This window comes from Streptomyces sp. R28, from assembly GCF_041052385.1.
Taxonomy (GTDB): domain Bacteria; phylum Actinomycetota; class Actinomycetes; order Streptomycetales; family Streptomycetaceae; genus Streptomyces.
This window is the reverse complement of sequence record NZ_CP163439.1, coordinates 1,006,430-1,028,837: the sequence shown is the minus strand read 5'-3', so window position 1 is coordinate 1,028,837 and position 22,408 is coordinate 1,006,430. Positions and strand designations below refer to the sequence as shown.

The window sequence follows — 22,408 nt, the reverse complement described above, 5'->3', positions numbered from 1 at the left end:
GGTCGACGCTTGTCCGAAATCACGAACGTTGTGCGAATGGTCGACCAGACGTTATGCGTGGGGTGAGGGAGCGTCAACGGTGCTGACGGGATTGGCGCTCAGGAACCGGGAGGGCGGGGCACGCGCGCCAGGGCGGCTCTGATGGTGTCGGCCGGGTCGGGGACGGGGATGCCGAGTTGGTTCAGGAGGGAGGTGATGTGGCGGATGCCGGTGCGTTTGCGGAGGGCTGTCTTGTGCAGGTACTGGAGTGGGAAGTTACCGGCCTCCGGAACATCCCCCTCGCTCAGTTCGTCAGCGCGGATGAGTCTCAAAGCCTCGCTGAAGGAGAGGCCTTTGGGGAGGCTGTCGTGCGAGGTCGCGATGTTGCAGGCGTGCAGGCGCTTCGCGATCGCCGCGGGGCGGTCGCCCAACTGCCGTGAGGCCAGGATGACTTGGCTGAAGGGGACCGCGTCGTCGGTGTTGATGAACCACCAGTTGAACGGGCTGCCCTCCCACAGTATTTCCCTGTCCAGCGAGGTGGGCCGACGGGGCACCTCCAGCGCGATGTCGAACCCGTAGGCACGCAGGCGGCGGAGCTTGTGGCGAAGATCGTCGAGGTCCTGGACGCCGCTGAAGACGCTTCCGTAGGACAGTGGCCCCGGAGGAACGAGGAACTCGCCGTAGACCTCGTCGTCAAGAGCCGAGAGGTCGTCCAAGGAGGCATCGGCGGGGAACGGTTCGGGCAGGGCGAACCCGAGGGCGGCGAGCCTGGCCAGTACCTCCGTCGGCTCCAGCTCGAGTTCACTCGCCGCGTGCAGAACATGGCCCGGGGGTGGTGTCCGCGCCCGGTCCAGCCAGGGAGACTCACCGGTCACGTTCCGGCTCAGCAGGGAGAGGGTCTGCGGCGTCGGATGGTCCGGCAGCCGGGCGGGGTCGCTGCGCAGCCCGTGGGCGGCGAGCCGTCGGCAGACCTCGGCTACGGGTATTCCGAGCCGGATGCTTGCGTCCGCGATGTGCCCCGGCGGCACCACGACGTCAGGATCCAGGCAGCCGCGGGCAGGGCTCCCCGGCTTCCGCCAGAGCAGTTCGTCCTTCTCTGCGGCCTGACACAAGATCACCACCTGCTCCGGTACCTCGGCCCCGAAGTCCCGCAGAAGTTCGGCCGTCGCGGCGACCGAGTCGGTGGTACGGGCCACCGCTTGCATGAGGTCGGCGGAGTCGAGCGGCTTCTCCCGGATGAGGCTCTCACCGTACTGCGTCCTGAAGGCGTGGCTGTTCGCCGTGGTGAGTTGCGCTCCGGGCGACCATTTCCGGGGATCGGTGTCCGAAAAGCCCAGCGCGGCCAACTGGGCGGCCACGTCACGCGAAGAGCGCTGGAGCGTGTCGGCGGACTGTGCGATGTCGCTCAGGGCGTGGGGCGCACGGCGCCACCTTGGTGAGTCGGCGCTCTGTTGGTCGTGCAGGAGCAGCCACTGGTCGGAGGGCGTCGGCCGGAGGACCGGACGGTGGTCGTCGATCTCCGGACAGACCTCCGACAGCTTCCGAAGAGCGCGCGCAGGACGGCGGGCGAGGAGTCGCCAGACGTACACGTGGTCCGGTGCGTCCCCGTCCACGTGAGCCCATGGACCGCCACCGTAGGTGTTCTCTTCGCGCGGCTCCCTCGGTACGAGAGTGAAGTCTCCCGGAAAGTAACCGGTCTGTGGACCACCGAACTCCATCCCCTTGAAGGTGAGTTCCCGTCCGCGGGAGAAGAGCGCGCGGTCCACGACGTCCGCCAGCGCCGCGCTGTCCTGAGCCACACGATTCAGCCACCAGAAGTCCGGCAGCCCCTCCGCGCCCTCCGCCAGAACACCGCTCGCCTCCTCCAGTAACTCCCGCACCGCGGCGGTCACATCGTCCAGCACATGCCTGCGGTCCACCGACAGCCTGTCCGGAGCCGACGGACCGCGCAGGTTCACCACCGCCCCGGTCAGCCCGAGCCCCGTCGCCGAGAAGACCCCCTTGCGCACGGTCGGCTCGACGACCACGCCGTCGACCAGTAGCGCACCGCCGTTCTGGCACCAGACGACCTGCGCGCCCCGGGGATCCTCGGCCCAGGGCAACTGCTCGCCGTACGCGTGGAGTCCGGTGTCGGCCCGGTCGGGCCGCTCCCGCTCCTTGAGCAGTCCGGGCTCCCAGTCACTGCTCAGCCCGCCCTTGCGGGCAGCGGTCGGGAACTCCGCGATGGCGAGCACCCGTTCCAGGACGTCGATCACGGACCAGCTCTCCGGTTCGACATCGGAACGCAGATACAGCCGGACGCGGGTACCCGGTTCGCGCCCCCGCGCCTTGGTCTGCACGATGCGGAAGAGGTGCCCCGGACCGCAGATGGACACCTCGTACACGGGCCCGGGAACACCGTCGGCGTCCATACGGCACGTCGTGACCCGGATCTCCTCGGCGAGCATGAAGTAGCTGAGCACACCGATCCCGAACCGGCTGTTCGGGTACAGCTCCACCGGCGGATCCAGCCCCTCCCACCGGGCCCGCTCCAGCTTGAACTCCAGCTGCTCCGCGAAGCGTGCCCCCGCGTGGGAGAAGACACCGCGCAGTTCGGCCTCTCCCATGCCGATGCCGTCGTCCCGGCAGTCCAGATACGGCCGGCCCTCCTCGTCGGTGTCCTGGACGAACGAGATGCTGCCGGTGTAGGCCGCGCCGGAGGGGCCCGTCGTGCGGTCGAGGTACTCCTGCCGGGCGCGCCGGTAGCGGCAGGCGTCGAGCGCGTTCTGGTACAGCTCCCGGACGGCCAGGTCACGGTCCTTGTACAGCTCGATCCCCATCGCCAGATCGAGGACCCGGCGCCCGTCGCTGCGGAACCTCGCGTACCCGTCGAAGGTGCCGCGGCTCGGCAGCACGCCGCCGGCGGACAGCCGGGTCGGGAGGTCCGGCATGGCCTCGTTGACGCGTTCGCGGGCGGTGCGCCGGACCGCGTGCAGCAGGGTGTCGGCCCGCTCCGTGTACTCGCGCAGTCCCTCGACGACCGCTTCGTGACGGCACTCCGCGCGCAGTACGGGAAGATCGCGCGAGCCTCCCCACTCCACCGCCGTGAGCGTGCGGCGCAGCTCGGCGAGGTCCACCGGGTAGGGGATGGCGAGGTGCTCGGCGACGATGTCGGGCAGCGCCGTCATCTCGACGGACATGCCGTACGCCAGGGCCAGCAGCAGGGCGACACGCTGGAAGCGGATCTGCTGATGACCGGGGCCGCAGCGGACGCGGTCGTCGGCGGGCAGCAGATTCAGGAACTCCGGATGGCACACATCGGGTCCCCGGCGCAGCGCGTGCAGCAGGACCGTCACCCGGTCGGCGGCCAGCGCACCGCCCAACTCGGCTGCGGACTCGCCCAGTTCGGCCAGCAGGGCGGGGACCGAGTCGGCTTCCGAGAACTCCTCCTGCTGGGCCAGCCAGCGGTGGCAGAGCCACCAGCCGACGAGCGGTTCGGCCTCCGGCTCCCGCAGGGCACGCTGGACGAGCGCGTCACTCTCCTCCGCGAAGAGCTCGTACGCCTCCCTGAGGGGTCCGGCGCTCGGGTCGGGGTGCAGGGACCAGGGACGGATCTCCGCGAGCCGTGCCGCCCGCCGCAGGTAATGGACCCGGTGGAGGAGGGGGAACAGGACGAGGAGGGCCGCCTCGGCCGGGTAGAGGTCCAGGCCGTCCTGGCCATGGGATGGCTCGCCGAGCAGCCAGTCGATGTTGTCCAGGAACACGGTCGCGATCCGCGAGTCGCACCAGGGATCTCGCTCCAGCGAACGTTCCAACTCGTCCCGCATGTCGGCCAGTCGGGTCGCCGCAGCCGCGACGTGCCGACGGTGATGGCCGGTGTCCCGGCCGGGCTGCACGTGCTGCCAGACACAGGAGCCGGTGGCCCCCAGCACCCATGCGTCCGACGCGGCGGTTTCGGCCGCCGACGGCGAAGCGGCCGCGTGGAAGTGAAGCTGCCCGATCGAGCCGGCTTGGACAACCGTTCCCGCAACCGTCTGCCCGCCCACGACGTTGCGGGTGCCGCCCTCCGTCAACCTGCCGCTCCCTTCTGACATTTCCCCCGAATCTAAAGGAGCGACGCCCGGGTGTCGGCCGGATTCCGACGAATGAGCAACCTCAGCCGTCGAAGGACAGCTCGAAGGCTACGGATTGTGGTGCGTGAGGACGAAGTCCAGTGCCGCGCTCACGTTCACCAGCCCCGCCCCGGTGGCCTCGTCGGGGCCGCGTCGGGCCGGGATGCCGAAGGCGTTCTTGCCGGTGGTGACGTCGGTGGCGGTTCTGGCGAGGGCGTCGATGACCTCGTCGGGCGTGAGCCCGGGGCGGGCCTCCAGGAGCAGTGCCGCTGCCCCCGCGATCTGCGGTGCCGCCGCCGACGAGCCCGAGAACAGCGCCCAGCCGTCGTGGGGCGAGGTCCCGTCGTCCGCATCGCTCTCCTCGACGTCGATCGTGCAGCCGGGCGGAATCGGGAGCATGAGGTACTGGGCCAGGGGCGCCAGCCCCACCAGTCCGGAAACCGTGGGGACGACGACGCCGTCGAACCAGGGGCTGGCGTAACCGCTCGTGTAGTCCGACGCCCGCAGCTCGCCCTGCGGACCGGAGAACACCCCGCCGACCGACAGCACTCCGGGAACCTGCGGCTCGATCGAGAAGTGGCCGTTGCCCGCGGCGAAGACGACGACGATGCCCTCCTCCAAGGCGTCCCGGATCTCCAGTGCCCACAGCCGGTCGAGTTCAGGCAGTGGTCCGTCCTCGGGGAAGGGGGTCCGGGTGCCCCAGGAGTTCGTCAGGACCTGCGGTTGTCGCGCCTTCGCGCGCAGGAAACCTCCCATGGCGGCGATGAGAACGCCTTCCGGGTTGCTCGCCCGGTACGGGCGCAGACGCACGCCGGGCGCCACGGCGAAGATGTTCGCCGACTCACCCGTGCCGTGCCCCACGGGATCCTCCGCCGCATCGGTCCCCGGTACGACCGCCAACGTCCGCGCCACGTCGTAGTCGTGCTCGGTGAAGTACGCGTGAGGGGCCTGTCCCGTATCCACCATGGCGACCTTCACACCCCGTCCCAGGCGGCCCTGCTGATGCGCGGGCGTGGCGTTGAGCAGGCGGGCGACGTCGTCGGGAAGGGTGAGATGGAAGTTCGCGACGAGTGGCGGGTCGGCGGTTGCCGGGTGCAGCCGCATGGGCACGCGCGGCTCCTCGAGCGCGACCGCCTCGATGGCGTCCTCACCGGGTGCGGCGCCGATGCCGAGGGCTCGGGGCTGACGGTCGCCGATGATGTCCAGGTGCGTCACGGAACGCTCTCGGCCCATCTCGACCCGCTGGCGCACTTCGTAACTCATGATCCTGCCGGTGGTCAGCTGTTCGTACGCCGCAGGTGAGCCGGCCACGGCGAATCCCAGGCGGCTCTCGGCGGTCACCGTCAGGCCGGCCTGGCGGGCGTACTCCTTGGCCCGTTCCCGGACACGCTCCTCGGCCCGGAACGGCGCGGCCGACTCGAAGCGCCTCGCCTGGGTCATCGGTACCCCGCCCTGCGACCGCGCGGCCACATAGCCGTACACGGTGTCCGGAACGTTCTGCTCGTAATCGGGCGTCTTCGCAGCAGCCATCGGTCCCTCCGGGAAGGTGGAGCTCGGGACGCATGCGTCACGGCAGCCGGCCACGTGCGCCGAGCATGGGTGTCGGCAAGGAGGTGACGGACCTCGCGATGTTCGCGAGTGCCTGTGGAACGGCTCGTGCGCGAGCGCGTACCAGGCTCAATCCTCCCATTGGTTGCCTACCTCTGCAAAAGGTGCTAATCGGAAGCGCAGTTGGCAGGTTGGCAGGTTGGCAGGTTGGCCGGTTCGCCAGTCGGTCGAGGTGGCCGGTGAGTCAGTTGGCTCAGTCGGTCAGACAAGGGCGGTCAGGCAGCGGTCAGGCAAGGGTGGTCAGGAGGAGGCCGTCGACCGTACGAGCCAGTCATACGCTCCCCGTGCCGTGAACTCCCCCTGACCGCCCCGCAGTAGCAGGCCGGCCGTCGTGAACGCCGGGGCGTTTGCCTGCGCGGCCACGTACGGGATCGCGATGCAGCGCATCCCGGCCGCGTGCGCGGCGGCGGCGCCGGGGGCCGCGTCCTCCAGGACCACGCAGTCGCCCGGTGCCGTGCCGAGCCGGCGGGCCGCCTCCAGGAAGACGTCGGGGGCGGGCTTGCCGCGCTCGACCTCGTCGGCCGAGACGACGGTGCGTAGATGGGCGTCCAGACCCGTGCCGGCGAGGATCGCCGTGATGGCCCGGTGCGACGAACCGGACGCCACGGCCATCGGGACCCCCTCGGTCGCCAGCAGCTCCACGAACGCGCGCATCTCGGGGTAGGCGCGCGTGGCGGTGCGGGCGAGTTCCAGATAGCGGCGGTTCTTGGCGGCGAGCAACTCGTCGACGGAGGCGCGCAGGCCGTACTCCCGCTTCCAGAGCGTGACCGTCTCGAACGTGCTGATGCCGACGTACCGCTCGTGGTCCGCCCACGTGAAGTCGGGAACCCCGTGTTCGGCGAGGAGCTGCCGGCCCGCCTCGTAGTAGTTGGGCTCACTGTCCACGAGCGTTCCGTCGAGATCGAAGATGACCGAAGTGCCGCTGAGACCGCTCATGGACCCAGGATGTCAAAGGTCATTTCCGGGCCGCCCGCCCGATCGACTCCACCAGCGGGAGCAGCCGGTGAGGGACGCGCTCGCGCAGGGCCACCTCGGAACGGGTGCGGACCACGCCGGGCAGGCTGATCAGCTTCTGGATCACGTCCTCCAGGTGTGCGTTGTCGCGGGCCACCACCCGGGTCAGCAGATCCCCGCCGCCCGTGATCGAGAAGGCCTCGACGATCTCCGGCACGGCGGCGAGCGCGTCGCCCACGTCGTCGAGATGGCCCTGGGTGACCTCGATGTGCACGAAGGCCAGCACCGGGTGGCCGAGGGCGGCGGGGGAGAGCGTCGGCCCCGTGCCGGTGATCACGCCGTCCCGCTCCAGCCGGTCGAGCCGGGCCTGCAGCGTGCCCCGTGCGACGCCGAGGATGCGGGCGTACTCGCGCACGCTCGTACGGGGCTGTTCCAGCAGCAGTCGCAGGATGCGGGTGTCGAGTTCGTCCACGGCCATGGCGTCGGCCTCTCCTCGTCCGTGGTCCGTTGGCTCGCTGGTGGACGCCCCAGGACCGAATTATCTGTACCAATGGCCCAGCGTATTCGACGTCACTTGAGCCAGTCGCCAGGTCGGTGCTGCAATGGGACCGTCGATGGCGCTGCGGACCTCCGCGGCGCCTTTTTCATGCCGGTACGGAGGGGCGGAAAGCAGTGCTGAAGAGGGTGTTCCTGGCGCCGGACCCGGGCGGGGCTCGGCTGCGCTTCGCCGTGCGGGCCGTCCTCGGCATCGGGCTCGCGGTCGTCGTCTGCGCACTGGCCGGACATTCGCTCGTCGGCGCCGTCACCGGCGGGCTCGCCGCGCTGCTGGCCCTGTTCACCGTCACCGACGCCACGGTCCGCGGGCAGGCGGTCACCACCGCGCTGCTGCCGGTCGTCGGCTTCCCCGTCCTCGCGGCGGCGGCCGAACTGCACGACCACCCCGTCGCCCGCGACCTCACCTTCCTCGCCGTCGTCGGTGCCGGTGTGTACGCCCGCCGTTGGGGGCCGCGCGGGCACAGCCTGGGCGTGTTCGCGTTCATGACCTTCTTCGTGGCGCAGTTCCTCCATGCGACCCCGCGACAGCTGCCCGAGCTCTACGCCGCCGTACTGCTGTCCCTGCTCACCGCGTCCGTGGTGCGCTTCGGGCTGTGGTGCTACGAGCGCCGCCTGCCCCCGGCACCCGTACCCGCACCGCCGGGCGGACGCGGCCTGGCCCGGGTGACCACGCGCCAGGCGATCCAGGCCACCGCGGGCGCGGGCTTCGCCCTGGTCATGGGCCAGCTGGTGTCCGGGCAGCGCTGGTACTGGGCCGTCGGCGCCACCTGGTGGATCTTCGTCAACACCACCTCACGCGGCGAGACCCTGGTCCGCGGCTTCCGCCGGGTTCTCGGCACGGTGATCGGCATCGGCCTCGGCCTGCTCGTCGCCGTACCGCTGGAGGGCGCGGGAATCCCGACGGCCGTGCTCCTCGCCGTCTGCGTCTTCGGCATCTTCTACACCGCCGCCGTCTCCTATACCTGGATGATGCTCTGCGTCACCGTGCTCGCCGAGCTCCTCTACGGCCTCCTGGGCGTCCTCGACCCCGCCCTGCTTGCGCTGCGGCTCGCCGAGACCGGCGTGGGGGCGTTCGGCGCCGTGCTGGCCGTGCTGCTCGTCCTGCCCGTCACCACCCACACCGTCACCGACGCGTGGATCCAGCGGGCCCTGCGCTGCGTCCACGCGGCCACCGCCGAGGCCGCCGCCCGCCTCGCCGGTGACCAGACCGCCGACCCGGCCTCGCGCGTGGCCGAACTGGAGCAGCTGCTCGGCCGGGTACGGCTCTCGGTCGCCCCGCTCGTGCACCCGCTGAACCCGATGCCGGCCCGCAAGAGGCGCGCCCGCCGCGTCCTGGCCCTGCTCGACGACTGCGCCCGGGAGATCCGCGGCCTGGCCGCCGTCGCCGCCGACCCGGAGGCCTCGCACGACGCCCGCCTCGCCGCCGCGTGCTGGCGCGTCGAGGCCGCGGTCGAGGCGCTCACCGGCGGCACGGAGATCACCGCCCCCACCGAGCAGCCGACGGCGGCGGACCCCGCACTGGCCCATCTGCACGGCCTGGAGCGGGCCCTGGCCGAGCTGGCCCAGCCGCTGCGCACGCCGTCCGGTTCGCGGCTCGTCGGAGCCTGAGACGCCGGTCGAGCGGGACGCTCTCGGGTGCGGAAGCGGGCCGAGGCATGTGCCGGGCACCTCGGGGATGTCACCCGTGGCGGCCGGATCCGCCCGATCGTCACCGTGCCCGGCGGCATGTCGGACGACGTGGTGCTCGAAGTGCCGCTCAGCCACCCCGCGTACACCTGGTGGAGCGGCATCCCTCTCACCTGCACACCCCGAGGCGAAGGTACGTGCGGAGGGCGGGGCGGGACATGACCGCATCGCCCACGATTCGGCGACTTGGTCTAGACCGATGATGATCCACTGCTACCGTCAGCCCGACGGCACCCGACCGGAAGGGGACAGCGGTGGCAGACGTCGGCAGGCGGGAAGGGCGAGAAAGGCGGGAAGGGCGGGAAAGGCTGGGGAGGCGGGCAATGCGGGCCTACATCGGGTCGTTCACGGCGGCCGGAGGCCAAGGCATCACCATGGCGTCCGTGGCCCCGGTCAGCGGCGCGCTGACCGTCCTGAGCGGCGTGGACGACCTGCCCGACCCCGCGTACCTGGCCCTGTCGCCCGGCGGCGACATGCTCTACGCGGTCAGTGAGACCGCCGACGGCGCGGTGGCCGCCTACCGCCTGACCGGGGGCAAGCCGGAGCTCATCGGCTCACCGGTGCCGGTCGGCGGCAGCGGACCCACGTACCTCAGCCTGTTCGCCGGCCACGTCCTGACCGCCAACTACGGCTCCGGCAGTGTCACCGTGGTGCCCGTCTGCCCCGACGGCGCCCTCGCGGACGCCCCGTCCGCCGTCCTCCAGCACACCGGCTCGGGCCCGCACACGCCACTCCAGCAGGGCCCGCACGCCCACCAGGTGCAGCCCGACCCGAGCGGCCGCTGGGCCGTCAGCGTCGACCTCGGCACGGACTCGCTACGGGTGTGCACGCTGGCCGACGGCACACTCGACGTACACCGGGAGATCGCCCTGCGCCCCGGCTCGGGCCCCCGCCACCTGGCCTTCCATCCGGACGGCAGGTACGCGTACGTCCTCAACGAACTCACCCCCACCGTCACCGTCTGCCACTGGGACGCCGACGACGGCACGCTGAAGCCGCTGGCCGAGACGCAGGTGCTGGCGGGCGCCCCGGCCGGCGACGCCTACCCGTCGGGGATCGTGGCCTCGCCCGACGGCCGTTTCGTGTGGACCGCGACGCGCGGCGAGGACGTGCTGTCGACCTTCGTCGTGGCGGGAGAGGAGCTGCGGCTGGTGGGGACGGTGACCTGCGCCGGGCACTGGCCGCGCGCGATCACCGAGGCGGGAGGCTTCCTGTACGTCGCGAACGAGCGCTCCGGAGACGTGTCCTGGTTCGCCGTGGACCCGGCCACGGGGCTCCCGCGCTACGAGGGCTCGATCGAGGCGCCCGCGGCGTCCTGCGTGGTCATCGGCCAGGTCGCCGACGAGGCGTGACCGTAACGCCGAAGGGCCCGCTCGGGTGAGGAGCGGGCCCTTCGGCGTTACGGCTGTGAGGTGCGTGTCAGCGGACCGGCGTGCCCTGCGGCTGCTGCGGGGCGATGCCCAGCGCCGTCGTGTACTTCGACAGGGCGAGCTTCCCGATCGCCGGGTACGGGCCGAGAGCCTCGGCGGCGGAGCAGCCGGCCTCCCGGGCGGCCTCCGCGATCAGGCTCGGGTCGATCTCCGGCCCGATCAGGTACGGCGCCAGCGCCAGCTGCTGCGAGCCCGAGGACCGCAGCTGCTCGGCGACGGCCATGATCGAGCCCTCCTGGTCCAGGGCCGCCGCCATCACCGGCACGGCCAGGCGCGCGGCGAGCAGCATGCCGGTGATCCCAGCCGCCTGCACGGCCTCCTCGCCGCCCACAGAGGCGAGGATGATGCCGTCCGCGGCCGTGGCCACGGTGAACAGCCGGGCACGGTCGGCGCGGGCCAGACCGGCCTCCGACAGGCGCACGTGCAGCGCCTCGGCGAGCAGCGGGTGCGGGCCGAGCACGTCGGTGAGGTCGGCCGCGACCCGGCTGTCCATCACGGCCTGGCGGATGACACGCAGCAGCGCGCCGTCCGGACCGGCCAGCAGCGGCACGACGACGGCGACGGGGCCCTCCGGCTCCTTGACCTCCACACCCGCGGCGATCGCCTGCTCATAGCGGGCGGCGCGCTCCTCCGCGGCGTGCACCAGCACGGACTGGACCGTGAGGAACTCCACGTCGTCACCGTCGACGTACCCGATCCGGGCGTCGAGACCGGGGAGCTCGGAGCGGGCGATGCTCACGACCTCCTCGGCGAGGCCACGGGTGGCGGCGCTCGGCGTGCCCGGCACCGCGAGGACGAGCGCGGGCGCGCCCTCGGGAGCCGCCAGGGGCTCGGGTCGGCGGTGCCGCCCGGGCTGACGAGGTCGCGGCATTCGTACTGGCAGGCCGGACGCGGGCCCAGTGGGGGAGCTCATGGCGACGCATGTTACTGGCTTCCTGGGCTCCCCTGTTCGGGGAGGGGGCAGGTGAGCGGTATCCGTCCATATTTGTCTGATTGAGTTACGTGCGGTGCGGAAGCGGACGGCGTAGGTGGATCAGTCCCTCTTTCCGGTCATCACGCAGAGCATCGCCTCGTCACTCGGCAGAGTGAGCGCGCCCGCCGCCAGATCGGTCGCGATACGTACCGCCCCCTGCAACGGATCCCCGGCGGCCGGCACCCGCCGCGCATGCGGCAGCCGCTTCGACAACTCCTCCTCCAGCGGTACGAGAAGCGGGGCACCCATCTTGAACAGGCCGCCGGTGAGCGCGACTCGGGGCGCTCCGGAGGCCGGGCAGACGGCTGCTGCCGACTCGGCCATGTGCCGTGCGGCGGCCCGCAGGATGTCCGCGGCCACCGGGTCGCTGTCGGCGCACCCGGCCACGTGGGGTGCGAAGGAGGCGAGGACCGCGGGACGGTCGGGGCGCGGATAGAGCTTGCCGGGCAGCCCTCGCACCGGGCCGAACAACTCCTCGGCGCGGACCAGCAGCCCGGCCGACCCGCCGGGCCGTCCGTCGTGCGCGCGCAGCGCTGCCTCCAGCCCGGCCCGTCCGATCCAGGCACCGCTGCCGCAGTCGCCGAGCAGATGCCCCCAGCCGTCCGCGCGGCGCCAGTGCGTCAGATCCGTGCCCATCGCGATCAGTCCCGTACCGGCGGGGACCACGGCGCCGGGTACGGGTCCGAGGGCGCCGACATAGGCGGTGACGGCATCGGCGACGAGGGCGAGGCGGCCGATGCCGAACTCCCTCTCCATCGCGGCGGGCAGTTCGGCGCGCAGACCGTCGCCCAGAGTGGCGAGCCCCGCGGCACCGACCACGGCCGTCCCCAGCCGAGCGACACCGGACTCGGCCACCAACGCCCGCACCATGGGGACCAGTTGCTCCATCAGGTGTCGGGGTCGATACCCCGGTCCCCGGTACGCACCGGCTCGCGGGACTCCCGCCGGGCCGGCACCTCACGGTCGGCGGCGCCGACGACGACGCGCACCCCGGACCCTCCGGAGTCGACGGCGAGGAATCCGGGGGCGTCGGTCACGGCAGGCGCCAGTCCACCGGTTGTCCTCCCTGCCGGATCAGCAGGTCGTTGGCCCGGCTGAACGGGCGGGAGCCGAAGAAGCCGCGGTCGGCGGACATGGGGGAGGGGTGGGCGGACTCCACCGACGGCAGGTTGCCGAGGAGCGGGCGGAGGTTGCGCGCGTCACGGCCCCAGAGGATGGACACCAGCGGCTTGCCACGGCCGGCCAGCGCACGTATGGCCTGCTCGGTGACCTCCTCCCAGCCCTTGCCCCGGTGGGCGGCCGGCTTGCGCGGGGCCGTCGTCAGCGCCCTGTTGAGCAGCAGCACGCCCTGCTGGGTCCACGGCGTCAGATCGCCGTTGGACGGCTGCGGCAGCCCGAGGTCGGTGTTCAGCTCGCGGTAGATGTTGATGAGGCTGCCGGGCAGCGGACGCACCTCGGGCGCGACCGAGAACGACAGCCCGACGGCATGTCCCGGTGTCGGATACGGGTCCTGTCCGACGATCAGGACCCGTACGTCGTCGAAGGGCTGCTGGAAGGCCCGCAGGACGTTCGGCCCGGCCGGCAGATAGGTGCGTCCCGCGGCGATCTCCGCGCGCAGGAAGTCGCCCATCCCGGCGATCCGTTCGGCCACGGGTTCCAGGGCCTTCGCCCAGCCCGGTTCGAGGATTTCATGCAAGGGTCGTGGTGCCACGGGCGTCACCCTACTGCCGTACCGGCAGCGGTGATCAACCAGTGGCCAACGCCGCCCTGTAAGCCACGGCGGCCCGGACGGTCCGGACGGCTCACGCGATCACCGCGGCCCGCACGCACAGCACGTCCGGCAGATGCGACGTCAGCTGCTGCCAGCTGTCGCCGTCGTCGGCCGACGCGAACACCTCGCCGTTGCGGTTGCCGAAGTACACGCCCGCCGGGTCCGCGTCGTCCGTGCACATCGCGTCACGCAGCACCGTGCCGTAGTGGTCCTCCTGCGGCAGCCCCGCCGACAGCGCCTCCCAGGTCTTGCCCGCGTCCGCCGTGCGGAAGACACGACATCGGTGGTCGGCGGGCACGCGGTCGGAGTCGGCGTTGATCGGGAACACGTACGCCGTCTCGCCGCGGTGGGGGTGTGCGGCCGCCGCGAAGCCGAACGTGGACGGCAGGCCCTCGCCGATGTCCGTCCAGTGCGCGCCCGCGTCGTCGCTGCGGTACACGCCCCAGTGGTTCTGCAGATAGAGCCGGTCCGAAGTCGCCGCGTCCTGCGCGACCTTGTGGACGCACTGGCCGAACTCCGGGTTCGGATCCGGCAGGAACACCGCGGAGACACCGGAGTTGGAAGGCGTCCAGCTCGCGCCGCCGTCGGCCGTCTTGAACACCCCGGCCGTCGAGACGGCGACCGTCACGGACTGTGGGTCGCGCTTGTCGGTGATCACGGTGTGCAGGCCCTCACCGCCGCCGCCCGGCACCCACTTCGACCGGGTCGGGTGCTCCCACAGCGGGCGCACCAGTTCGAAGCTCTCGCCGCGGTCCTCCGAGCGGTACAGCGCGGCCGGTTCCGTGCCCGCGTACACCACGTCCGGCTCCGCGGCCGCCGGGTGCAGCTGCCACACCCGCTCCAGGGAAGCCTCCGTGTCCTTCGGGAACTTGACGGCCGGCTGGGCCGGTTCGGTCCACGTTCGGCCCAGGTCGTCGGAGTGGAAGACCGACGGGCCCCAGTGCGCGCTGTCGCCGCCCGCCAGCAGTCGCGGACGCTCGCTCCGCGTGTCGATGGCGACCGAGTACACGGCCTGGGCGTTGAAGTAGGGACTCTCGTCGAACTCCCAGGTGCCACCTCGCCTCCGCCCGATGAACAGGCCCTTGCGCGTGCCCACGGCGAGCAGTACCTCGGTCATGCCGATCACCTCCGCGACGTCTTTGTCCCAGACACCGGCCAGTCTGCACCCCGGCACTGACAGTCACCTCTGGAAAGGCTTGCATCGCAGGTCAGGGCGGCGAGGATAGCTCGCCGTGGCGGACTTCGGGGCGCTTTCGCGAAGACGCCCGCGGTGGCCGCGTGACCCGTGCCACGGTCGATCCCGGTACGTGCCGTGAGCATCCGCCTGCCGTCCCCCGTATGGGAGGGAGGTCGGTCCGGCAGGTTCGTGCGCTGATGAGGAGGAAGCCTTCGATGGCGTTCCGTGGTCCGAAGGTGTGGCTGTGGCGTTGGCGGCGCAACCCGCTCAAGCGCCGGGCCGATGCGGTGGAGGCGTGGGTGCTGCTCGCCGCCTGGGCGCTCGCCGTCCTCGCCGGAGTGCTGGCGGGCCTGGCGACGGCCGGCACCGTGGAGCAGGGGATGGCCCGGGAGCGCGTCGAGTGGCGCCCCGTCGTCGCCCTGCTCACCGAGCAGGCGCCGGGCACGACCGACTCACGCTCCGGCACGTCCAGCGGCGCGAGTGTGTGGGCGAAGGTCCGCTGGAGCGCGCGGGACGGTTCCGCGCACACCGGCCAGGCCCGCGTCCGGCCCGGCAGCGGCGCCGGCACGCCGGTCACCGTCTGGACGGACCCCCAGGGCCGCCTGGTGACCCAGCCCGCCACCCCGTCCGAGGCCCGCTCACGAGCCGCGCTGGTCGGCGGCCTCGCGGGCCTGTGCGCCGGATCCGTACCCTTCATCGCGGGCCGCGCCCTCCGCAGCCGCCTGGAGAGCCGGCGCATCGACCGGTGGGGCTACGAGTGGGCACGCTTCGGGCCGCTGTGGGGCGGGCGGACGACGGGGTGAGGGCTGCGCGAGGGATCAGCGAAGCGTCGCGGCTGCGGCGCCCGTGAAATCGGGCCTGTGAAGTACCGTGGCTGCCCGGCCCGCCGGATCGCGCCGTACGGCGCCTCGGTGGCGCCGGGCACGACACCCGGCGATGGCCCTTGCCCGCGAAGGGCGCGGCGACACGCAGGCCCACATCGGCCCACGCGGCAGCCCCGGCCACTCGGCTGCGCGCCCCAGGGACGAGCCCGGCGGTGCCCCACCCGATCAGCGTTGCCCGACTCAGTGCCTCGGCGCCGTCCGCCGCCCGGCCACCCCGGACCGCACCTCACGCCCCACCTCACACCCCACCCGGCAGCGCCCGCCCCAGGATCCCGTCCACATCGACGGCATCCGGCAGCGTGCCGAACGCGTGCCCCCAGTCGCCGCCGAGCCGGCTCGCACAGAAGGCGTCGGCAACCGCCGCAGGGGCGTGTCGGACCAGAAGGGAGGCCTGGAGGGTCAGGGCCATCAGCTCGACCAGGCGCCGGGCACCGGCCTCGGAGCCCTGGGCCAGCCGGCCCTTCAGGCGGGTGACGGCCGCGTCCAGCCGGGCGTCCGCCCCCTGCGCCAGGGCGAGTTCGGCGAAGAGCGCCTCCGCGGTGCCCGGCTCCCTGCTCAACGCCCGCAGTACGTCGAGGGCGTTGACGTTCCCCGAGCCCTCCCAGATCGACAGCAGCGGAGCCTCGCGGTAGTGGCGGGGCATGCCCGACTCCTCGACGTAGCCGTTGCCGCCGAGGCATTCCAGGGCCTCCGCCGTGAAGGCCGGGCCCCGCTTGGTGACCCAGTACTTGCCGACGGCGGTGGCGATCCGGCGGAACGCCGCCTCGGACCCGTCCACGTCGTCTCCGCGCACCGCCCGGTCGGCCGCGCCGGCCAGCCGTAGCGTGAGCGTCGTGGCGGCCTCGGACTCCAGCGCCAGGTCGGCCAGGACGTTGCGCATCAGCGGCCGGCCGATCAGCCGTGCCCCGAACGCGCTGCGGTGCCGTACATGGTGTCCCGCCTCGACGAGCGTCTTGCGCATCAGCGTCGCCGACGACATCACGCAGTCCAGCCGCGTGCAGTTGACCATCTCGATGATCGTTTTGACTCCCCGCCCCGCTGGCCCCACCAGCCAGGCGACGGTCCCGTCGAACTCGGGTTCGGAGGAGGCGTTGGAACGGTTGCCCAGCTTGTCCTTCAGGCGCTGGATGCGGAAGGTGTTGCGGCTGCCGTCGGGCAGGACGCGCGGCACGAGGAAGCAGGACAGGCCGCCCGGCGCCTGCGCCAGCACCAGGAAGACGTCGCACATGGGCGCCGAGGTGAACCACTTGTGCCCACGCAGCGTGTACACGCCGGGCTCGGCGGTCGGCGTCGCCACGGTGGTGTTCGTACGGACGTCGGAGCCGCCCTGCTTCTCGGTCATCCCCATGCCCGCCAGCAGACCCGGCTTCTCGGTCGGCACGCGCAGCTCCGGGTCGTACTCCCGGCTGGTGAGAAGAGGCTCGTACACCTTCGCGAGCTCGGGCTGCCGACGCAGCACGGGGACGGCGGCGTACGTCATGGACGTCGGACAGCCGTGCCCCGCCTCGGTGTGCCCCCATACCAGCCCGCCCGCGGTCCGCGCGACATGGGCGCCGGGCCGCTCGTCCGCCCACGGCGCCGCCGCCAGCCCCTCGGCGACCGCGACCCGCATCAGGTGGTGCCAGCTCGGGTGGAACTCGACCTCGTCGACGCGATGGCCGTACCGGTCGTGCGTTCGCAGCACGGGCTCGTGCCGGTTGGCCAGCTCGCCCCACTCCTGCGCCTCGACGCTCCCGGCCCGCAGGCCGAGCCGCCGGATGTCCTCCTCGGCCCACCCGGCACCCTCGCGGCGCAGTCCTTCGAAAAGGGCCGTGTCCTCGGACGCGTCGTACGGGGCCAGGGGAGGGGGCTGGTTGGTGACGTCGTGGGTGGCGTAGTGCCCGGACAGCTCCGGCGTTGCTCCGGGTCGCTCCAGCGGGACTCCGGGCTGCTCCTGCGCGGGTATCGAGACCATGCCGTCAGTGTTGCACTTTGGCTGCGGTTGCAGCAATCCTGTAATGCATCGGCAATCCTGTCATACGTCCCCGTCGCCCTGCCACGTACAGTCGTCGCCATGCAGAACAACGGATCACCGCAGGCCGACGAGGTGGAACTGCGCCCCCTGTCCGCCCGGTCGGTCGTCCTGAGTCTGCTGCTGGGGCTGCATCCGCCCGAGCTGCCGGTGAAGGACCTGGTGCGCAGTGTGGAGCCGTTCGGGATCGCGGGGTCCACCCTGCGGGCCGCGCTCAGCCGGATGGTGGCGGCCGGCGACCTGCGGCGCGCGGACACGGTCTACCGGCTCAGCGACCGGCTGCTGGAACGTCAGCGACGGCAGGACGACGCCGTCCACCCCGAGACCGTGCCCTGGGACGGTGACTGGGAGATGGTGGTGGTCACGGCGACGGGCCGCGGCCCCGCCGAACGCGCCGAACTGCGCGGCGAGTTGACCCGGCTCCGGCTCGCGGAGCTGCGTGAGGGCGTCTGGCTGCGGCCGGCCAACCTGCTCCGCCCCCTGCCGGACAGCCTCGGCCAGGTCGCCGAGCGCGGCACGGCCCGCCCCGACCGCCCCGCGCGCGAGCTCGCCGCGAACCTGTGGCCGCTGCACACGTGGGCCGGCACGGGACGCGCCCTGCTCGACCATGTCGCCCGTGTGCGGCACCCGTCCGAGCGCTTCGCCGCCTTCGCGGCCGTCGTACGGCACCTGCTCGCCGACCCGGTACTGCCACCCGAGCTCCTTGCGGCCGACTGGCCGGGTGAGCGGCTGCGGGCGGCGTACGCGGACTACCGGCGGGAGTTGGCGGCGGAGGCGCGCGCGTGACGGCCGGGAGCCGGCCGAGGGCGTACACGCGCGTGCCCGCCGTTAGCCGACCGACGGCGTACGCGCGCGTGGCCCCCGGGAACGACGCGGCGGCCGTCCGAAGCGCCGTGCGGGGACGCTTCGGACGGCCGCCTTCACCGTGGGGGGTTCGCCGGCGGCTGTGGGCTACCGGTAGGTGATGTCCGACGTGGAGTACAGGCAGTTCGTGCTGTCCGGACCCGTACCGACGGCGGTGTTGTTGTTGTACTTCTGGCAGGGGACGACCTTGCGGCTCGCGTCGTTGAGGATCGTGATGCCGCGCAGGGTCGCCACGTCGCCCCGGTTGACGTTGATGCCGACGAGGCGGGCCGTGGACCCCGTGCCGGTCACCTCGATGTTGCTGAGGTTGACCTTGCGCGTGTACTGCGTGGAGCAGTCGCCGCAGGAGCGGTACAGCGTCTTGAACTCGCTGACGGCGAAGTTGGAGATGTTCAGCGTGCCGGGCCCGTTGTGCTGGAAGACCTTGTCGGCGGGCTTCTTCGCGCCACCGCCGGTCACCGTGTAGGTGGAGCCGCCCCGGAAGGTGGCCGCGTCCTCGCCGACGTCCTCCCACCACACGTTCTGCAGCGTGCAGTTGCCCTCGCAGTGGATGCCGTCGGCGCCGGGCGCGCCGATGATGACGTTCTTCAGCGTCGCGCCGGCGGCGAGCTCGAAGATCGGGTCCTGGCCCTCTTCCTGGCCGTCACCGGCGAGGTCGCCACTGCCGTAGTAGCGGACCATGCCGCCGTCACGGACACCGGACACCTTGATGGTCGAGCTCACCGGCTGGCTGCTGCTGGGCCTCGGCCAGGTGGCGGCGCTCGCCGGCGGGGCCCCGAGTGTCGTGATCATGACAGATGAGAGTGCGGCCAGGCCGCCGGTCAGCGCGCGCCGACGGGCGCGGGGCTTTGCTGGTGAAGTCATGTCCCGATGCCTTCTTCCAGTTGGGGGGTGGTCAGATCTTTCCTGCGCCCGCGCCGGACGTCACCGAGGCGACGACGGTGGACGCGGACTCGGCGGTGTAGCTGTAGGGCGGGGCGGTGAAGGTGCCGACCCGGGAGATCTCGGTCGCGGCTCCGCCGAGATCGTTGCCCCGCAGATTGGCGTAGCCGTCCACGTCGCTGCTGCGCTTGGTGGTGACGGCGACCTTGGTGTCGCGGAAGACGTTGTTCTCCACGAGCATCTGGGCGCCCATGCGCGAGTGGCAGGCGGTGTCCGCGCCGGCCACGTAGTTGTTGTAGAAGTGCCCGGTGCCGAAGCGCAGGCTGGGGATGCGGGAGTAGACGTTGCTGAAGTAGTTGTGGTGGTACGTCACCTTCAAGTGCCCGGTGTCCTCGCTCGCGTTGTTGTCGCTGTGACCGACGAGCGAGCCCTTGAAGTGGTCCTTGAAGGTGTTCCAGGAGACCGTGACGCTGTCCGAGCCGTGGTTGATGTCCAGCAGCCCGTCGTAGTAGTCCTTGTCGTGATCGCGGTCGGCCGAGAAGGCGTTGTGGTCGATCCACACCTTCGTCGACGCCTGGACCGTGATGCCGTCGGACGGCGCCACCGGCTTGCTGATGTTCAGGTTGCGGACGACGACGTTGGTGACGTTCTTCAGTCGCAGTCCGCCGCCGGTGAACCCGGACGACGAACCGGCGCCCAGGATCGTGGTGTTGGAGCCGACGTCGACCTGACCGCTCAGCGAGATCAGGCCGTTGACCCGGACGACCTTGGCGGTGTTGCCGGTCACCGCCGTCTTGAAGGCGCTCAGCGTCGAGACGGTCACCGCCGAGGCGCTGCCGCCACCGGTCGTCCCGGCGCCGAACCCGACCGGCGAGGTGTCGGCCGCCCCGGCGGGCTGCGGCAGGACGAGGACGGCCGCGGCGGCGAGAGCGGCTGCGGCGCCCGTCACCAGCGCGGTTCTTTGCGAGCGTGCACGTGGGGGGAGAGTGCGCATGCGGGTGCGTCCCTTCGGGAGGACTTGCTCGATCATGTACCTGAACGATGTGCGTCATGCAGAACGCCGCGCGCGGGCAGAGTGGCTGTGTGGGGGTGCGGCAGTGCGGCTCGGTCAGCCTGCTGAACGGAACGTAGGGGGCAAGCGCTTTCTAGTCAACGCTTTGCGCAGAAGAATCCGGTCAGCCCTGGTGGGGGGTAAGGGCCCCTCTCGGTGCCCTCCCGGCGCTCTCTCCGTGCCCGGTGTGGGAGCGCTTCCATGATGAGCGTGTCCATGCCACGATGCTCTTCCGGACGCTTTCCCTGCGAGAGGGCGAGTCAATGCCGACCCCCCATAGGCGTACGTTGATCAGCGGGCTGGCGCTCATCCCGCCGGCCTTCGGCGCCGCGGCCGCATCCCCGGACCGCGCTGCCACCGGCGGCCTGGTGGCGGACCGGGCCGACCCGTTACCCGGCTCCTTCACCTGGTCCTCCAGTGGCCCGCTGATCGCGTCCAAGCCGGACGCGGGGCACCCGATCGTCTCCGTCAAGGACCCGACGGTCTTCCGGTACGACAACCGCTGGCAGTCCACATGACGTCGGCCGACACCTCCGGACGGTGGAGCCTGGCCCACATCAGCTTCACCGCCTGGTCCCAGGCGGCCGCAGCACCCCAGACGTTCCTCGACACCAACCCCGACATCGGCAACCGGAACGTCGCCGCTCCCCAGGTCTTCTACTTCGCCCCGCAGGAGAAGTGGTACATGGCCCACCAGACCGGGCCGCTGTCCTTCTCGACCACCAACGATCCCGCGAATCCGGGAAGTTGGGGCGCGCCGCGGAACCTCTTCGACGCCGAACCGCCGATCGTCACCGAGAACGACCTCTTCGAGGGGAGCAACGCCTACCGCCCCGGCAGCAGCGGCAAGTACCTCATGCTCGTCGAGGCGCCGGCGACCGGCTCCGGCCGGCGGCGCCACTTCCGGGCCTGGACGGCGGGCAGTCTGTGCGCGGCGTGGAAACCGCCGGCGGAGACCGAGGCCGACCCCTTCATCCGGTCCACCCACGTGACCTTCGGGCCGGGACAGCCCGCGTGGACCACGGACTTCAGTCACGGCGAGATGACTCCCAACTCCCCTGGAGGCTCGGCCTGCTGACCCGGACGAACATCTCCTGCCGACCCGCTATCGACAGCGCCAGAAGGGACAAGGACGTGCCCACCCCCACCGGCACCACCGCGAGAAGGCCGCTCCGCGCGCCATTCGCCGCCGTCTTCGCAGCGCTCCTGTCGCTGCTCGCGGCCCTGCTCGTCACCGCCCCCGCGGCCGCCGCCCGCACCGAGGCCGCCGACGTGGTCCCCGCCGCGACGCTCACCGAGGTCACCGACTTCGGCACCAACCCCAGCAACCTGCGGATGTACGTGTACGTGCCGGGCAACGTCACCGCCAACCCGGCGGTCCTGGTGGCCGTGCACTGGTGCACCGGCTCCGGCCCTGACATGTACAACGGGACCGAGTACGACACGCTCGCCGACCAGTACGGCTTCATCGTGCTCTATCCGTCCGTCACCCGCAGCAGCAAGTGCTTCGACGTCTCCTCGCCGCAGGCGCTCAAGCGCGGCGGCGGCAGCGACCCCGTCGGCATCAAGTCCATGGTCGACTGGGTCACCCGCACCTACGACGCCGACACCAGCCGCGTCTTCGCCACCGGCATCTCCTCCGGCGCGATGATGACCAACGTCCTGCTCGGCGACTACCCCGACGTGTTCGCCGCGGGCGCCGCCTTCTCGGGCGTCCCCTTCGGCTGCTTCGCCACCACCGACGGCTCCGAGTGGAACAGCGCCTGCGCGAACGGCACCGTGACCCACACCCCGCAGGAGTGGGGGAACCTGGTCCGGGGCGCCTACCCGGGCTACACCGGCCCCCGGCCGCGCATGCAGCTGTGGCACGGCACCGCGGACGATGTCCTGCGCTACCCGAACTTCGGGGAGATGATCAAGCAGTGGACGAACGTCCAGGGCGTCAGCCAGACCCCGGCCGCCACGGACACGCCCCAGTCCGGCTGGACCCGCACCCGCTACGGCGGCACCGGTGACCGGGCCCCCGTCGAGGCGATCAGTCTCCAGGGCGTCGGCCACAACCTGTACAGCTCCGGCATGGCGACCCGGGTGCTGACCTTCTTCGGCCTCGACAGCGGCGGCCCCGCACCGCAGCCCCAGCCCCAGCCCGGCGCGTGCAAGGTGAGCGCCACCACCAATGCCTGGAACACGGGCCTGACCGCCTCCGTGACGATCACCAACACGAGCACGACGGCGATCAGCGGCTGGCAGCTCGGCTTCACCCTGCCCGCCGGCCAGGCGATCACCAACGGCTGGGGAGCCACCTACACCCCGGCCTCCGGCGCGGTGACGGCGACCAGCGCCTCGTACAACGCGGCGCTCGCGCCAGGGGCGAGCATCAGCATCGGATACCAGGCGAACCACACCGGCAACAGCGCGGCGCCGGGCGCCTTCACGCTCAACGGCACGGCCTGCACGGCAGGTTGACCTAGGCGCACCTCTGTGGGGCCGGG

General features: G+C 71.8%; 17 protein-coding genes and 1 pseudogene. 7 read left to right on the top strand and 11 right to left on the bottom strand.

Features of this window, described 5'->3' with window-relative positions; all coding sequences use genetic code 11:
* Positions 1–98: 98 nt before the first annotated feature.
* From AB5J49_RS04375 to AB5J49_RS04360, 4 genes are all read right to left on the bottom strand, one after another.
* The gene (locus AB5J49_RS04375) at positions 99–4,052 is read right to left on the bottom strand and encodes an ATP-binding protein (protein WP_369167143.1); all 3,954 of its coding nucleotides are present in this window, start codon (positions 4,050–4,052) and stop codon (positions 99–101) included.
* 87 nt (positions 4,053–4,139) lie between these two features.
* The gene (locus AB5J49_RS04370; RefSeq protein ID WP_369167142.1) at positions 4,140–5,600 is read right to left on the bottom strand and encodes a S8 family serine peptidase; all 1,461 of its coding nucleotides are present in this window, start codon (positions 5,598–5,600) and stop codon (positions 4,140–4,142) included.
* Positions 5,601–5,918: 318 nt separating this feature from the next.
* Positions 5,919–6,614, bottom strand: a complete 696-nt coding sequence (locus AB5J49_RS04365; RefSeq protein WP_369167141.1) for an HAD family hydrolase — start codon at positions 6,612–6,614, stop codon at positions 5,919–5,921.
* 19 nt (positions 6,615–6,633) lie between these two features.
* A complete protein-coding gene (locus tag AB5J49_RS04360; protein WP_369167140.1) occupies positions 6,634–7,110 on the bottom strand; it encodes an Lrp/AsnC family transcriptional regulator in 477 nt (158 codons plus the stop codon).
* Positions 7,111–7,304: 194 nt separating this feature from the next.
* On the opposite strand from AB5J49_RS04360, the gene AB5J49_RS04355 reads away from it, so the two are divergent.
* Both AB5J49_RS04355 and AB5J49_RS04350 read left to right on the top strand, forming a co-directional pair.
* Positions 7,305–8,795, top strand: a complete 1,491-nt coding sequence (locus AB5J49_RS04355; protein ID WP_369167139.1) for an FUSC family protein — start codon at positions 7,305–7,307, stop codon at positions 8,793–8,795.
* A 401-nt stretch (positions 8,796–9,196) separates the two neighbouring features.
* Positions 9,197–10,225, top strand: a complete 1,029-nt coding sequence (locus AB5J49_RS04350; RefSeq protein WP_369167138.1) for a lactonase family protein — start codon at positions 9,197–9,199, stop codon at positions 10,223–10,225.
* A gap of 67 nt (positions 10,226–10,292) precedes the next feature.
* On the opposite strand, the gene AB5J49_RS04345 is transcribed toward AB5J49_RS04350, so the two are convergent.
* From AB5J49_RS04345 to AB5J49_RS04330, 4 genes and pseudogenes are all read right to left on the bottom strand, one after another.
* On the bottom strand, positions 10,293–11,216 hold the full coding sequence (locus AB5J49_RS04345; RefSeq protein WP_369167137.1) for a sirohydrochlorin chelatase: 924 nt from the start codon (positions 11,214–11,216) through the stop codon (positions 10,293–10,295).
* Positions 11,217–11,336: 120 nt separating this feature from the next.
* Positions 11,337–12,313: pseudogene (locus tag AB5J49_RS04340) on the bottom strand (N-acetylglucosamine kinase).
* Positions 12,310–12,987, bottom strand: a complete 678-nt coding sequence (locus tag AB5J49_RS04335; protein WP_369167136.1) for a uracil-DNA glycosylase — start codon at positions 12,985–12,987, stop codon at positions 12,310–12,312. The pseudogene AB5J49_RS04340 and the gene AB5J49_RS04335 overlap by 4 nt, the downstream one beginning before the upstream one ends.
* Positions 12,988–13,078: 91 nt before the next feature.
* Positions 13,079–14,164 (bottom strand): WD40/YVTN/BNR-like repeat-containing protein, encoded by a 1,086-nt coding sequence (locus tag AB5J49_RS04330; protein ID WP_369167135.1) that lies wholly within the window; start codon positions 14,162–14,164, stop codon positions 13,079–13,081.
* A gap of 275 nt (positions 14,165–14,439) precedes the next feature.
* On the opposite strand from AB5J49_RS04330, the gene AB5J49_RS04325 reads away from it, so the two are divergent.
* Positions 14,440–15,027 (top strand): hypothetical protein, encoded by a 588-nt coding sequence (locus AB5J49_RS04325; RefSeq protein WP_369167134.1) that lies wholly within the window; start codon positions 14,440–14,442, stop codon positions 15,025–15,027.
* 319 nt (positions 15,028–15,346) lie between these two features.
* Here AB5J49_RS04325 and AB5J49_RS04320 read toward each other — a convergent pair whose 3' ends face one another.
* Positions 15,347–17,062, bottom strand: coding sequence for a DNA alkylation response protein (locus AB5J49_RS04320; protein WP_369167133.1), 1,716 nt, complete (start codon positions 17,060–17,062; stop codon positions 15,347–15,349).
* 99 nt (positions 17,063–17,161) lie between these two features.
* Between AB5J49_RS04320 and AB5J49_RS04315 the strand changes: the two genes are divergently transcribed.
* The gene (locus AB5J49_RS04315) at positions 17,162–17,905 is read left to right on the top strand and encodes a PaaX family transcriptional regulator C-terminal domain-containing protein (protein WP_369167132.1); all 744 of its coding nucleotides are present in this window, start codon (positions 17,162–17,164) and stop codon (positions 17,903–17,905) included.
* A 165-nt stretch (positions 17,906–18,070) separates the two neighbouring features.
* On the opposite strand, the gene AB5J49_RS04310 is transcribed toward AB5J49_RS04315, so the two are convergent.
* Both AB5J49_RS04310 and AB5J49_RS04305 read right to left on the bottom strand, forming a co-directional pair.
* On the bottom strand, positions 18,071–18,847 hold the full coding sequence (locus AB5J49_RS04310; RefSeq protein ID WP_369167131.1) for a pectate lyase: 777 nt from the start codon (positions 18,845–18,847) through the stop codon (positions 18,071–18,073).
* A gap of 31 nt (positions 18,848–18,878) precedes the next feature.
* Complete coding sequence (locus AB5J49_RS04305; protein ID WP_369167130.1) at positions 18,879–19,859, bottom strand: polysaccharide lyase family 1 protein; 981 nt, start codon at positions 19,857–19,859, stop codon at positions 18,879–18,881.
* Positions 19,860–20,179: 320 nt separating this feature from the next.
* On the opposite strand from AB5J49_RS04305, the gene AB5J49_RS04300 reads away from it, so the two are divergent.
* The 3 genes from AB5J49_RS04300 to AB5J49_RS04290 are packed head-to-tail and all read left to right on the top strand — an operon-like array spanning position 20,180 to position 22,382.
* Complete coding sequence (locus tag AB5J49_RS04300) at positions 20,180–20,434, top strand: hypothetical protein (protein WP_369167129.1); 255 nt, start codon at positions 20,180–20,182, stop codon at positions 20,432–20,434.
* On the top strand, positions 20,431–20,994 hold the full coding sequence (locus AB5J49_RS04295) for a non-reducing end alpha-L-arabinofuranosidase family hydrolase (RefSeq protein ID WP_369167128.1): 564 nt from the start codon (positions 20,431–20,433) through the stop codon (positions 20,992–20,994). Before AB5J49_RS04300 ends, AB5J49_RS04295 begins: the two co-directional genes overlap by 4 nt.
* Positions 20,995–21,050: 56 nt before the next feature.
* Positions 21,051–22,382 carry a PHB depolymerase family esterase gene (locus AB5J49_RS04290; protein WP_369167127.1) on the top strand — a complete coding sequence of 444 codons (1,332 nt, stop codon included), beginning with the start codon at positions 21,051–21,053 and terminating at the stop codon, positions 22,380–22,382.
* Positions 22,383–22,408: the final 26 nt, after the last annotated feature.